Annotated in this window: 11 protein-coding genes, 2 tRNA genes and 1 pseudogene; 1 reads left to right on the top strand and 13 read right to left on the bottom strand. The window is 53.4% G+C overall.

Annotated elements, in window-relative coordinates; all coding sequences use genetic code 11:
- The 8 genes and pseudogenes from ACOTX2_RS10900 to ACOTX2_RS10865 all read right to left on the bottom strand — a co-directional run.
- Positions 1 to 224, bottom strand: a pseudogene (locus ACOTX2_RS10900) (polyribonucleotide nucleotidyltransferase); the annotation flags it as partial.
- Positions 225 to 466: 242 nt separating this feature from the next.
- A complete protein-coding gene (rpsO, locus tag ACOTX2_RS10895; RefSeq protein ID WP_003861789.1) occupies positions 467 to 736 on the bottom strand; it encodes a 30S ribosomal protein S15 in 270 nt (89 codons plus the stop codon).
- Positions 737 to 890: 154 nt separating this feature from the next.
- Positions 891 to 1,841, bottom strand: coding sequence for a tRNA pseudouridine(55) synthase TruB (gene truB, locus ACOTX2_RS10890; RefSeq protein WP_023298718.1), 951 nt, complete (start codon positions 1,839 to 1,841; stop codon positions 891 to 893).
- Entirely contained in the window at positions 1,841 to 2,245 is a 405-nt protein-coding gene (gene rbfA / locus ACOTX2_RS10885) for a 30S ribosome-binding factor RbfA (protein ID WP_003861793.1), read from the bottom strand. Before rbfA ends, truB begins: the two co-directional genes overlap by 1 nt.
- A 106-nt stretch (positions 2,246 to 2,351) precedes the next feature.
- Positions 2,352 to 5,039, bottom strand: a complete 2,688-nt coding sequence (gene infB, locus ACOTX2_RS10880; protein WP_022649517.1) for a translation initiation factor IF-2 — start codon at positions 5,037 to 5,039, stop codon at positions 2,352 to 2,354.
- 24 nt (positions 5,040 to 5,063) lie between these two features.
- Positions 5,064 to 6,566, bottom strand: a complete 1,503-nt coding sequence (nusA, locus tag ACOTX2_RS10875) for a transcription termination factor NusA (RefSeq protein WP_003861798.1) — start codon at positions 6,564 to 6,566, stop codon at positions 5,064 to 5,066.
- A 28-nt stretch (positions 6,567 to 6,594) separates the two neighbouring features.
- A complete protein-coding gene (gene rimP, locus ACOTX2_RS10870; RefSeq protein WP_014833432.1) occupies positions 6,595 to 7,047 on the bottom strand; it encodes a ribosome maturation factor RimP in 453 nt (150 codons plus the stop codon).
- Between the two features lie 207 nt (positions 7,048 to 7,254).
- A tRNA-Met gene (locus tag ACOTX2_RS10865) sits at positions 7,255 to 7,331 on the bottom strand.
- 287 nt (positions 7,332 to 7,618) lie between these two features.
- On the opposite strand from ACOTX2_RS10865, the gene argG reads away from it, so the two are divergent.
- A complete protein-coding gene (argG, locus tag ACOTX2_RS10860; protein ID WP_022649518.1) occupies positions 7,619 to 8,965 on the top strand; it encodes an argininosuccinate synthase in 1,347 nt (448 codons plus the stop codon).
- A gap of 187 nt (positions 8,966 to 9,152) precedes the next feature.
- Here the strand turns inward: argG and ACOTX2_RS10855 are convergent.
- The 5 genes from ACOTX2_RS10855 to ftsH all read right to left on the bottom strand — a co-directional run bounded on the left by ACOTX2_RS10855 (position 9,153) and on the right by ftsH (position 14,015).
- Positions 9,153 to 9,239, bottom strand: a tRNA-Leu gene (locus ACOTX2_RS10855).
- 9 nt (positions 9,240 to 9,248) lie between these two features.
- Positions 9,249 to 9,581 carry a preprotein translocase subunit SecG gene (gene secG, locus ACOTX2_RS10850; protein WP_003861803.1) on the bottom strand — a complete coding sequence of 111 codons (333 nt, stop codon included), beginning with the start codon at positions 9,579 to 9,581 and terminating at the stop codon, positions 9,249 to 9,251.
- A 222-nt stretch (positions 9,582 to 9,803) separates the two neighbouring features.
- Positions 9,804 to 11,141, bottom strand: coding sequence for a phosphoglucosamine mutase (glmM, locus tag ACOTX2_RS10845; RefSeq protein WP_003861804.1), 1,338 nt, complete (start codon positions 11,139 to 11,141; stop codon positions 9,804 to 9,806).
- On the bottom strand, positions 11,134 to 11,982 hold the full coding sequence (gene folP, locus ACOTX2_RS10840) for a dihydropteroate synthase (RefSeq protein ID WP_022649520.1): 849 nt from the start codon (positions 11,980 to 11,982) through the stop codon (positions 11,134 to 11,136). The genes glmM and folP overlap by 8 nt, the downstream gene beginning before the upstream one ends.
- A 98-nt stretch (positions 11,983 to 12,080) precedes the next feature.
- The gene (ftsH, locus tag ACOTX2_RS10835) at positions 12,081 to 14,015 is read right to left on the bottom strand and encodes an ATP-dependent zinc metalloprotease FtsH (RefSeq protein WP_003861810.1); all 1,935 of its coding nucleotides are present in this window, start codon (positions 14,013 to 14,015) and stop codon (positions 12,081 to 12,083) included.
- Between the last annotated feature and the right edge of the window lie 34 nt (positions 14,016 to 14,049).

Raw genomic sequence — 14,049 nt, 5'->3', positions numbered from 1 at the left:
CCCGGGATTTTACCGGCAGCGTAGGTACGCTCCTGGTAGTTCACGGTCAGTGGGAAGAAGTCCTGACCTGGTTTAGCTTTTTTCTGGCCAACTACGGTAACGAATACAGCAGTGTCATCCATGCTTACCATTACGGCAGCAGTAGCCTGACGAGCCATCATGCCGGTTTCCAGCGTGACGGTATGCTGACCATACTGGAATTTACGAACGATCGGATTCAGCAAAATTCTGTCCTTTCTTAAATGTTTGAAAGCACACCTCAGGTGTGCTGACGATTTAACCCGACCTTCTTCGCATCCTCGCGACTAATGACAACCGACACCCCCATGGGTGAAGCCTCTCATTAGCCGCGCGAACCTCTGCAATGAAGATCATTTATAGCAACAATACAATAGTTTCCCCTGAATTGCTGCCGTCTGGTTGAAAAAAGGGGCCATCAGGCCCCCTTTTCTGAAACTCGCAAGAATTAGCGACGCAGACCCAGACGCTCGATCAGCGCGGTGTAGCGTGCAACATCTTTACGCTTCAGGTAGTCGAGCAGTTTACGACGCTGAGAAACCATACGCAGCAGACCACGACGGCTGTGGTGATCTTTTTTGTGCTCTGCAAAGTGACCCTGCAGGTGGTTAATCTGTGCAGTCAGCAGTGCAACCTGAACTTCGGTAGAACCGCTGTCGTTAGTACCACGACCAAACTCAGAAACGATTTTAGCTTTAGCTTCAACGCTTAGAGACATTTTCAAACTCCAAAGTATAAAGAATGTAAGGATGCCGATCTCTAATTCAGCTATCCCATGTACGCCCCGCAGATTGTTAAACAATTTACCAGGCGTTAAGCGGCGATATTCTACTCGTCTCCCCTGCTTATCGCAAGGTGAGGCGTTATCACCGTCACGCTTCGACCGGGTATTCGACGACCAGACGACGCGGGGCAACGCGCCCTTCACCGTCCATTTCGCCCATCCCGATAAACTTGCCTTCCTCCCCTTCCGTCACACGGACCAGGCCCTCAAGCGGCGCCCCCGTTGTGCGGACCGGGTTTCCGTTCTTAAAGTAAACGGACGATGTTAAAGGAAGATTAACAACCGGGAAATCTGCTGCCGGACTGTCCATTGGCATCAGCAGCGGATCCAGCAGATCTGCCGGCGCAATTCCCTGCGCTTGCGCCTGTTCAGCCAGGGCGTGCAGATGCTCAAGCGTTACCATACGTTCGACCGGATACTTGCTGACCGCCAGACGACGCAGATAAATCACATGCGCGCCGCAGCCCAGCTTTTCACCGAGGTCGTCAATGATGGTGCGGATGTAGGTCCCTTTCGAGCAGTGCACTTCCAGCTCCAGCTCATCACCTTCGTGGCGAATGAACAACAGCTCATACACGGTAATCGGACGGGCTTCACGCGGAACGTCAATGCCCTGACGCGCATATTCGTAAAGCTTCTTGCCCTGATATTTCAACGCCGAATACATCGACGGCACCTGCATTGTGTCGCCCCGGAAGCTCTCCAGCGCCGCATCAAGTTGCTCTGCGCTGAAGGTTACCGGACGCTCTTCAACGACCTGACCATCCGCATCGGAAGTGTCCGTGCGCTGGCCCAGTTTGGCAATCACGCGGTAGCGCTTATCGGAATCCAGCAGATACTGGGAAAACTTTGTCGCTTCACCCAGGCAGATCGGGAGCATCCCGGTTGCCAGCGGATCCAGCGCGCCGGTGTGCCCCGCGCGATTGGCGTTATAAATACGCTTTACTTTTTGCAGCACGTCGTTGCTGGATGCGCCCTGTGGTTTATCCAGCAACAGCACGCCATGCACGTCACGACCGCGACGACGAGGACGACTCATCAGTCCTCCTTGCTGTCGTCCGCCGGGTTAACACGACGCTCATCGTCATGTTTCACCACGCTGGTCACCAGGTTGGACATACGCATACCCTCAACCAGCGAGTTGTCGTAGAAGAAGGTCAGCTCCGGCACAATACGCAGACGCATCGCTTTGCCAAGCAGAGAGCGGATGAAACCAGAGGCTTCCTGCAGCGCTTTAATGCCGTTCTTCACGGCGTCTTCATCCTGGTCATTCAGGAATGTCACAAACACTTTGGCGTACGCCAGGTCGCGGGACATTTCCACGCCAGACACGGTGGTCATCATCCCCACGCGTGGATCTTTGATTTCACGTTGCAGAATGAGAGCGATCTCTTTCTGCATCTCCTGCGCGACGCGCTGTGGGCGACCAAATTCTTTCGCCATAATAAATTCTCCAGACAAAAAAGGGGCTTAAGCCCCTTTTTAAAATTACTGCCGGGTGGCGCTTCGCTTACCCGGCCTACGCTAACTAATCTTCAGTTGACGAAGATTATGCGATGGTACGCTGAATTTCGATGATCTCGAACACTTCGATCATATCGCCAACGCGAACGTCGTTGTAGTTCTTAACACCGATACCACATTCCATGCCGTTACGAACTTCGTTAACGTCATCTTTGAAGCGGCGCAGGGATTCCAGCTCACCTTCGTAGATAACCACGTTGTCGCGCAGTACGCGGATTGGGTTGTGACGCTTAATGGTCCCTTCGGTAACCATACAGCCCGCGATCGCACCGAATTTCGGTGATTTGAACACGTCACGTACTTCAGCCAGACCGATGATCTGCTGTTTCAGCTCAGGAGACAGCATGCCGCTCATCGCTGCTTTCACTTCGTCAATCAGGTTATAGATGACGGAGTAGTAACGCAGATCCAGGCTTTCAGCATCGATAACTTTACGCGCAGATGCGTCAGCACGAACGTTGAAGCCAACCAGGATAGCGTTGGACGCGGCTGCCAGGGTTGCGTCGGTTTCGGTGATACCACCTACGCCAGAACCGATGATCTTCACTTTCACTTCGTCGGTAGACAGTTTCAGCAAGGAGTCGGAGATCGCTTCCACAGAACCCTGTACGTCCGCTTTCAGAACGATGTTCACTTCGTGAACTTCGCCTTCAGTCATGTTGGCGAACATGTTCTCGAGTTTAGATTTCTGCTGGCGAGCCAGTTTCACCTCACGGAATTTACCCTGACGATACAGCGCCACTTCACGTGCTTTCTTCTCGTCACGTACCACGGTTACTTCGTCACCGGCAGCCGGAACACCGGACAGGCCGAGGATTTCCACTGGGATGGACGGACCCGCTTCCAGCACTTCCTGACCCAGTTCGTTACGCATCGCACGAACGCGACCGTATTCGAAACCACACAGAACGATGTCGCCCTTGTGCAGAGTACCTTCGCGAACCAGAACGGTTGCAACCGGACCACGACCTTTATCCAGGAAGGATTCGATTACCGCACCGCTCGCCATACCTTTACGAACCGCTTTCAGCTCCAGAACTTCAGCCTGAAGCAGGATAGCGTTCAGCAGGTCGTCGATACCGGTACCTGCTTTTGCAGATACAGGGATGAACTGCGCTTCACCGCCCCACTCTTCCGGCATAACGCCGTACTGTGACAGTTCGTTCTTAACGCGATCCATATCGGCTTCTGGCTTATCGATTTTGTTGACTGCAACAACCAAAGGCACCTGCGCCGCTTTCGCGTGCTGGATAGCTTCAATGGTCTGTGGCATCACGCCATCATCGGCAGCAACAACCAGAACAACGATATCCGTTGCCTGAGCACCACGAGCACGCATTGAGGTAAACGCTGCGTGGCCTGGGGTATCCAGGAAGGTGATCATGCCGTTTTCGGTTTCTACGTGGTAAGCACCGATATGCTGGGTAATACCACCCGCTTCGCCGGAGGCAACCTTAGTAGAACGAATGTAGTCAAGCAGAGAGGTTTTACCGTGGTCAACGTGACCCATGATGGTCACAACCGGTGCGCGCGGTTCAGCCGCTGCGCCCGTATCACGGTCGCTCATTACTGCTTCTTCCAGCTCGTTTTCACGACGCAGAATAACTTTGTGGCCCATCTCTTCGGCAACCAGCTGTGCGGTTTCCTGGTCGATGACCTGGTTGATGGTGGCCATTGCGCCCAGTTTCATCATCGCTTTGATGACCTGAGAGCCTTTCACCGCCATCTTGTTAGCCAGTTCGCCAACGGTGATGGTTTCGCCGATCACAACGTCACGGTTAACGGCCTGAGCTGGCTTCTGGAAGCCCTGCTGCAGAGCAGAACCTTTACGCTTACCGCCTTTACCACCGCGAACCGCTGCACGTGCTTCTTCACGGTCAGCTTTAGATTCAGCGTGCTTGTTACCTTTTTTCGCAGGACGCGCCGCTTTTGTACTGCGAGTACGGCCACGACCACCTTCAACTTCACGGTCGTTATCGTCTTCTGCCTGGCGCGCATGCTGAGAAGTGGTTACGTGATAATCGCTGTTGTCTTCAGTTGGTTCAGCGGTATTCACACCGTTCTTCTCGTTTTCTTCTGCCATGCGACGCGCTTCTTCGGCGACGCGGCGAGCTTCTTCTTCAAGCTTGCGGCGGGCTTCTTCTTCCGCTTTACGCTTCAGCTCGGCAGCTTCATTTTCACGGCGGGCTTTTTCAGCCTGGGCAGTTTTGGTCATTTCGTCGGTCTGTTGATTGCTCACTTTGTCTTTTTCCGCAGCGTCACGCTTCGCTTTTTCACCGGCGTCGCGTTTCGCTTTTTCTGCGGCCTCACGTTCAGCTTTTAATTCTGCTTCGCGTTTAGCAGTGGCTTCTGCCTCACGCTGAGCTTGTTCTTCCGCTTCACGCTGTGCCTGCTCTTCCGCAGCAAGGCGTTCTGCCTCTTGCGGATCACGTTTTACAAAGGTGCGCGTCTTGCGGACTTCAATTTGTACCGATTTGCTTTTGCCACCGGTACCAGGGATGTTCAACGTGCTACGCGTTTTGCGCTGCAGCGTTAACTTGTCAGGCGTAGAGCCGTGTTCACGGTTCAGGTGCGCTAACAAGGTTTGTTTTTCTTGCGCGGTCACCGAGTCATCAGCGGCCTTCGGGATCCCTGCATCAGCAAATTGCTGTACCAGGCGGTCCACGGAGGTCTGAATCTCAGCAGCCAGCGATTTTACAGTTACATCAGTCATGCTGTTCCTTCCTGCTACAGTTTATTACGCTTCGTCGCCGAACCAGCAAATATTACGTGCGGCCATGATGAGTTCGCCGGCTTTCTCGTCGGTTAAACCTTCGATATCGGCCAGGTCATCAACGCCTTGCTCAGCGAGATCTTCCAGCGTACAAACACCACGGGCAGCCAGCTTGAACGCAATCGCACGATCAAGACCTTCCAGATTCAGCAGGTCATCAGCCGGCTTCTTATCGCCAAGGCTTTCTTCCTGAGCCAGCGCCAGGGTGGTCAGTGCGTTTTTAGCGCGTTCACGCAGGGCTTCAACGGTTGGTTCATCCAGACCGTCAATTTCCAGCAGCTCTTTCATTGGCACGTAGGCCAGTTCTTCCAGCGTAGAGAAACCTTCTTCAACCAGCACAGTGGCGAAGTCTTCGTCAATGTCCAGGTATTTGGTGAAGGTATCGATCGCCGCGTGGGCTTCAGCCTGATGCTTGGCCTGAAGGTCATCAACGGTCATCACGTTGAGTTCCCAGCCGCTCAGCTGTGACGCCAGACGTACGTTCTGACCGTTACGGCCAATCGCCTGCGCCAGGTTGCCCGCTTCTACAGCGATATCCATGGTGTGTTTGTCTTCGTCAACAACGATAGACGCCACATCAGCCGGTGCCATTGCGTTGATCACGAACTGCGCCGGATTGTCGTCCCACAGAACGATATCAATACGCTCGCCGCCCAGTTCGGTAGAAACCGCCTGAACACGTGCGCCACGCATACCGACGCAAGCACCGACCGGGTCGATACGCTTGTCGTTGGTTTTCACCGCAATTTTCGCACGGGAGCCCGGATCGCGGGCCGCCGCTTTGATTTCGATAACTTCTTCGCCGATTTCCGGCACTTCGATACGGAACAGTTCAACCAGCATTTCTGGTTTAGAACGCGTCACGAACAGCTGTGCACCGCGTGCTTCAGGACGTACGGCATACAGCACACCACGAATACGGTCGCCTGGGCGGAAGTTTTCACGCGGCAGCATGTCTTCACGCAGGATAACGGCTTCAGCGTTACCCGGCAGCCCTTCGGATTTGATCTCCAGAGAGATGTTATCGCGGTTCACTTTCTTCACCACGCCAGTGATGATTTCGCCTTCCTGATCGCGGAACTGATCGACAACCAGCGCGCGCTCGGCTTCGCGAACTTTCTGCACGATAACCTGCTTCGCGGTCTGGGTGGTGATACGGTCGAAGGTGACAGATTCAATCTGATCTTCAACGTAGTCACCCACGTTCAGACTTTCGTCTTCAAAACGTGCCGCTTCCAGGGTGATCTCTTTGGTCGGTTGGGTCACTTCTTCAACGATTACCCAACGACGGAATGTATCGAAGTCACCGCTTTTACGATCGATTTCTACGCGAACATCGATCTCTTGTTCGTATTTTTTCTTGGTTGCTGTAGCCAGTGCACTTTCCAGCGCTTCGAAAATCTTCTCACGCGGCAGTGATTTCTCGTTGGAGACGGCTTCAACAACAGCCAAAATTTCTTTGTTCATCGCGGGCTTTTCACCTCAATCCAGACTGTTAAAAGTGGGGAACCAGGTTCGCCTTCTGGATATTACTCAGCGCGAACACTTCATCTTTGCCTTCGACTGTCACCGTGATCATTTCACCATCAACGGCTTTGATAATTCCCTGCCATTTACGGCGGTTCTGTACGGCCATACGCAGAACGAGAGCCACTTCTTCACCGGTAAAGCGCACATAGTGCTCGGCCGTGAACATCGGACGATCGAGGCCAGGTGAGGAAACTTCCAGGTTGTACGCAACGGTAATCGGATCTTCAACATCAAGAACCGCACTCACCTGGTGGCTGACATCAGCACAATCATCAACATTGATGCCATCTTCACTATCAATATAGATGCGCAGCGTCGATGTGCGGCCGCGAACGAATTCGATGCCGACCAGTTCGTAGCCCAGTGCTTCGACCGGTGCAGTAATCATCTCTGTTAATTTTTGCTCTAATGTGGACAAGCCCACCCCCAAGACATAAAAAAAGGGCGTAAAGCCCAGTTATTCTGTAGTCAGATAACAAAAAACCCCGATAAATCGGGGCTTTAGATAACTGAACCCTATAGCCACAACTGTGGCCTGGAGCACTTTCCGAAAGAATTTTTTCAAATCCAGCTACGAAGGCTCTAAGTCTTCACAGTATATTTGAAAAAGAACTTTATAGGAAAGTGGTTGCGGGGGCCGGATTTGAACCGACGACCTTCGGGTTATGAGCCCGACGAGCTACCAGGCTGCTCCACCCCGCGCCTGAAACGTGGCAAATTCTACGCGTTTTGGACAGAATTTGCAAATAATGCTGGGATTTGGTACCGAAGACGGGACGTAAAATCGGCGTTTAGTATATTGATAGTTGACCCCACCTGTCAACCCAGCTTCTGCCAGACAGAACAGACCAATTTTTTTACAAAAAACACACGAGTCTCTTTCGGTCTTCGACAAAAGATGATTAAATGAATACTCACTTATTTTGCATAAAAATGCACAAGAGAGCGAAAGCGGTCTCTAATCAGTCAATCAAGCAGGGTTTTATTCTATGACGACGATTCTCAAGCATCTTCCGGTAGGACAACGTATTGGCATCGCTTTCTCAGGCGGCCTGGATACCAGCGCTGCACTGCTGTGGATGCGCCAGAAGGGAGCGGTTCCGTATGCATATACTGCGAACCTGGGTCAGCCGGACGAGGAAGATTATGACGCGATCCCTCGTCGTGCCATGGAGTATGGCGCAGAGAACGCACGTCTGATTGACTGCCGTAAGCAACTGGTCGCTGAAGGCATTGCCGCTATCCAGTGCGGTGCTTTTCATAACACTACCGGCGGCCTGACCTATTTTAATACCACTCCGCTGGGTCGTGCTGTCACCGGCACCATGCTGGTCGCCGCCATGAAAGAAGATGGCGTGAACATCTGGGGTGATGGCAGTACCTATAAAGGCAACGATATTGAACGTTTCTATCGTTACGGTCTGCTGACCAACGCCGAGTTGCAGATCTACAAACCGTGGCTGGATACCGACTTCATCGACGAACTGGGTGGCCGTCATGAAATGTCTGAGTTTATGATTGCCTGCGGCTTTGACTATAAGATGTCCGTTGAGAAAGCCTACTCAACCGACTCCAACATGCTGGGTGCGACGCACGAAGCGAAAGACCTGGAATTCCTGAACTCCAGCGTAAAAATTGTTAACCCGATCATGGGCGTAAAATTCTGGGATGAGAACGTGAAGATCCCGGCGGAAGAAGTGACCGTGCGTTTCGAACGCGGTCATCCGGTTGCCCTGAACGGTAAAACCTTCTCAGACGATGTTGAACTGATGCTGGAAGCAAACCGCATCGGCGGTCGTCACGGTCTGGGTATGAGCGATCAGATCGAAAACCGTATCATCGAAGCGAAAAGCCGTGGCATTTACGAAGCTCCGGGGATGGCGCTGCTGCACATCGCTTACGAGCGTCTGCTGACCGGTATTCACAACGAAGACACCATTGAGCAGTATCACGCTCATGGCCGTCAGCTGGGCAAACTGCTGTATCAGGGTCGCTGGTTTGATCCACAAGCGCTGATGCTGCGTGACGCCCTGCAACGTTGGGTGGCGAGCGCAATCACCGGCGAAGTGACGCTGGAACTGCGTCGCGGCAATGATTACTCCATCCTCAATACCGTGTCTGACAACCTGACCTATAAAGCAGAGCGTCTGACCATGGAGAAAGGTGAGTCAGTATTCTCTCCGGACGATCGTATTGGCCAGCTGACCATGCGTAACCTGGACATCACCGATACCCGTGAGAAGCTGTTCAACTATGTTGAGAATGGCCTGCTCTCCGCGAATTCCGGTAATGGTCTGCCGCAGGTTGAGAACCTGGAACACAGCGATAAGAAGTAATCGACAGCAAGACATGCAAAAGGCGCCCAATGGGCGCCTTTTTTGTGGTCTTCGTAGGCCCGGTAAGCGCAGCGCCGCCGGGCAAAACGGCGGGCGGCGCTGCGCTTACCCGCCCTACAATAGATCGGAAACACAGAATGTACAGACGAAAAAAAAGACGTCTTGCGACGTCTTTCTTCTGGAATATTGGTACCGAGGATGGGACTCGAACCCACAAGCCCGTTAGGGCACTACCACCTCAAGGTAGCGTGTCTACCAATTCCACCACCTCGGTACTGAATACTTACTGCGGGATATCGCTGGTTGGCTTAGCCGGTGCAGCTGGCTGAGTTTGCTCAGTTTTTGCTGGCGCGCTCAGATTTTCCCACTCGCTTCCTTTACTGGTCTTGTTGCTGTTGATATTGCCCAGCACCAGACTGATGATGAAGAACAGCGTAGCCAGAATCGCCGTCGTACGGGTCATGAAGTTCGCAGAACCACTTGAACCGAACAGCGTACCGGAAGCGCCTGCTCCGAAGGAGGCTCCCATATCAGCGCCTTTACCTTGCTGCAGCATAATCAGCGCTACGAGAGCGATGGCTACAATAAGGAAAATAACTAAAAGAGCTTCGTACATAATCAACCTGTTCCTTGCGGATTTGCCGCATACCAATGCTTCGACCAATTAGCAGGATTTTGTTTCCCACTGAAGCGGGTGTGAATACTAACCAAAGCGAATCACCTTCGCAAGGGCATTTTCGAGGCATTGTATCAACTGCGGAAAAAAACAGCAAAAAGCCATTAATTGCTTAAAACAAAGGCGGCAAACGCCGCCTTTTTAAACACTTATTCTGAAAGATTATGCAGCTTTCACTGCATCCGCAATGCGGTGCGCAAATTCAGTTACCTGCGCTTCGTCTTCACCTTCCACCATCACGCGGATCAGCGGCTCGGTACCCGACTTACGCAGCAGGACGCGTCCACGACTGCCAAGCGTCGCTTCCACCTCTGCCATCACCGCTTTCACGTTATCATTTTCCAGCGGGTCGCCTTTACCAGCGGTGAAACGCACGTTCACCAGGATCTGCGGGAACATTTTCATGCCGCTGCACAGATCGTGCAGGCTCATATGGTTACGCGCCATCGCGGCAACAACCTGAAGCGCCGCCACAATGCCGTCACCGGTGGTGGTTTTATCGAGCAGGATCACGTGGCCGGAGTTTTCCGCGCCAATGCGCCAGCCTTTTTCCTGAAGTTTTTCCAGCACGTAGCGGTCACCCACTTTCGCGCGAACAAACGGGATGCCCAGCTGTTTCAGCGCCAGCTCCAGACCCATATTGCTCATCAGCGTGCCCACCGCGCCACCGCGCAGTTGCCCCTGACGCAGGCCTTCACGCGCAATGATGTAGAGGATCTGATCCCCGTCGACCTTGTTACCTTCGTGGTCAACCATGATCACACGGTCGCCATCGCCATCCAGGGCAATACCCAGATCGGCTTTTTCAGCCAGTACACGCGCCTGCAAGGCACGCACGTCTGTCGCGCCGACTTCTTCATTGATGTTCAGACCGTCCGGCTCGCAGCCGATGGTGATCACTTTCGCGCCCAGCTCGCGGAAAACATTCGGCGCAATGTGATAGGTCGCACCGTTTGCACAGTCCACCACAATTTTGAGGTGTGCCAGGCTCAGTTCATTCGGGAACGTGCCTTTGCAGAATTCAATGTAGCGGCCTGCGGCATCGACAATACGGTTGGCTTTACCCAGCTCAGCGGAGTCGACACAGGTGATCTCTTTCTCCATTTCCGCTTCAATCGCCTCTTCCACGTCATCCGGCAGTTTAGTGCCGTCGATGGAGAAGAATTTGATACCGTTGTCATAGAACGGATTATGAGAAGCTGAAATGACGATGCCCGCTTCCGCACGGAAGGTACGAGTCAGATAGGCAACAGCAGGGGTCGGCATTGGCCCCGTAAAGGAAGCTGAAAGCCCCGCCGCCGCCAGCCCGGCTTCCAGCGCGGACTCAAGCATATAACCCGAAATACGGGTATCTTTACCAATAATGATCTTACGGGAGCCATGACGCGCCAGTACCTTACCCGCCGCCCAGCCCAGCTTCAGGACAAAGTCAGGGGTAATTGGCGCATCGCCTACGCGCCCACGGATGCCATCGGTACCAAAATATTTACGATTACTCATAGCGTTTGTTTTCCTTCGCTGCCAGTGTGGCTTCCACCACACGCATGGCTTCTACTGTTTCTTTTACGTCATGGACGCGAATGATGTGTGCACCTTGCATCGCGGCAATCACCGCGCAGGCCAGACTGCCGCTCAGACGTTCGTTCGGCCCGACATTCAACAACTGACCAATCATCGATTTTCTCGACATTCCCACCAGCAGTGGCAGGCCGAACTGATGAAACTCTGATAAGCGCGCAAGCAACGCGTAATTGTGTGAGAGATTTTTACCGAAACCGAAGCCCGGGTCGAGCAGCAATTTCTCTTTTGCGATACCCGCACGTTCACAGCGTTCGATATGCTCAATAAAGAAGCGGGTGACGTCGGCAAACACATCTTCATATTTTGGCGCCTCCTGCATTGTCTTAGGCTGGCCCTGCATATGCATCAGACACACCGGTAGCCCGGTTTCAGCGGCGGCTTCAATTGCGCCCGGCTCGGTCAGCGAGCGGATATCATTAATAATGTGAGCGCCCACTCTCGCCACTTCACGGATCACTTCGGGTTTGGAGGTATCAACGGAGATCCACACTTCAAAGCGCCGGGCGATAGCCTCCACCACCGGCACCACGCGCGCCAGCTCTTCTTCCACCGAAACCTCCGCCGCGCCAGGCCGCGTTGACTCCCCTCCAACGTCAATGATGGTGGCACCCGCGTTGATCATTAAATTCGCGTGTTTAACCGCGTCGATAAGCGAGTTATGCGTGCCGCCGTCAGAGAAGGAATCAGGCGTGACATTCAGGATCCCCATCACATGCGGATGTGAAAGGTCGAGATGCGAGTCCTGGGCGAAGAGTTTCATGGCTAAATCCCTGTTATTTTCATGGTTATATAAAAAAGAAAAACCCCGGAGCACGCTCCAGGGTTTGATGTACAGACAAACGCTTCAACAGCAGTGACTTACTTGTCGCCCAACTGCTCTGACATGGTGTTGCCCGGGTTTGGCGTACGCGGTTCATCGACCGGACGCGGTGCACGCGGGGTGCCATTGTTGTCAGAATTGTTAGACGCGCCTGGGTCTTCCCAGCCTGCTGGCGGACGCACTTCGCGGCGAGCCATCAGGTCGTCAATTTGCGGAGCATCGATGGTCTCATATTTCATGAGCGCATCTTTCATCGAATGCAGGATGTCCATATTGTCATTCAGGATCTGACGGGCGCGAGCGTAGTTACGCTCAATCAGCGCTTTCACTTCCTGGTCGATGATACGAGCCGTTTCATCGGACATATGTTTCGCTTTTGCCACGGAGCGGCCCAGGAATACTTCGCCCTCTTCTTCTGCATAGAGCAGCGGACCGAGTTTGTCGGAGAAGCCCCACTGGGTCACCATGTTACGTGCCAGGTTTGTCGCCACTTTAATATCGTTCGACGCACCGGTGGAAACATGTTCCGCACCGTAGATGATCTCTTCTGCCAGACGACCGCCGTACAGGGTTGAAATCTGACTTTCCAGCTTCTGACGGCTGGCGCTGATCGCGTCACCTTCAGGCAGGAAGAAGGTCACACCCAACGCACGACCGCGTGGAATGATCGTCACCTTGTGTACCGGATCGTGTTCCGGCACCAGACGACCGATAATCGCGTGGCCCGCTTCGTGATATGCCGTGGACTCTTTCTGCGCTTCCGTCATCACCATGGAGCGACGTTCCGCACCCATCATGATTTTGTCTTTCGCTTTCTCAAATTCCACCATGGACACTACACGCTTGTTACCGCGAGCGGCAAACAGTGCTGCCTCGTTGACCAGGTTAGCCAGATCCGCACCGGAGAAGCCTGGAGTACCACGCGCGATGATTGCCGCGTCGATATCTGGCGCCAGCGGTACGCGACGCATATGCACTTTCAGGATCTGTTCACGACCACGAACATCCGGCAGACCGACCACAACCTGACGGTCGAAACGGCCTGGACGCAGCAGCGCAGGGTCGAGTACGTCTGGACGGTTAGTTGCCGCGATAACGATGATACCTTCGTTACCTTCAAAGCCGTCCATTTCAACCAGCATCTGGTTCAGGGTCTGCTCACGTTCATCGTGACCACCGCCCAGGCCTGCGCCACGCTGGCGGCCAACGGCATCGATTTCATCGATGAAGATGATGCACGGTGCTGCCTTCTTAGCCTGCTCGAACATGTCACGCACACGAGATGCACCGACACCGACGAACATTTCAACGAAGTCAGAACCTGAAATAGTAAAGAACGGCACCTTCGCTTCACCCGCGATGGCTTTTGCCAGCAGGGTTTTACCGGTACCCGGAGGGCCGACCATCAGGACGCCTTTCGGGATCTTACCGCCCAGTTTCTGGAAACGGCTCGGCTCGCGCAGGTATTCAACCAGTTCACCCACCTCTTCTTTTGCTTCGTCACAACCTGCTACGTCAGCAAAGGTGGTCTTGATCTGGTCTTCCGTCAGCATACGCGCCTTGCTCTTACCGAACGACATGGCACCTTTGCCACCACCGCCCTGCATCTGGCGCATAAAGAAGATCCAGACACCGATAAGAAGCAGCATCGGGAACCAGGAAATGAAGATAGAAGCCAACAGGCTTGGTTCTTCCGGCGGCTCGCCTACCACTTTGACGTTTTTGGTCAGAAGGTTATCAAGCAGCTTAGGATCGTTCACCGGGATGTAAGTCGTGTAACGGTTACTATCTTTCTTGGTAACGTTGATCTCACGTCCGTTGATACGCGCTTCGCGAACCTGGTCCTGATTGACCTCTTGCAGGAAGGTAGAATAATCCACCTTGCGGCCATTCGACTCGCTGGGCCCAAAGCTCTGGAAAACTGACATCAGCACAACGGCAATGACCAGCCAGAGTATTAGGTTTTTCGCCATGTCACTCAAGGGATTAACCTCATATTACAACTGT

It is taken from the genome of Enterobacter cloacae complex sp. IR5412, assembly GCF_049237385.1.
GTDB classification, from domain to species: Bacteria; Pseudomonadota; Gammaproteobacteria; order Enterobacterales; family Enterobacteriaceae; genus Enterobacter; species Enterobacter intestinihominis.
This window is presented reverse-complemented; position numbering and strand designations above follow the sequence as displayed.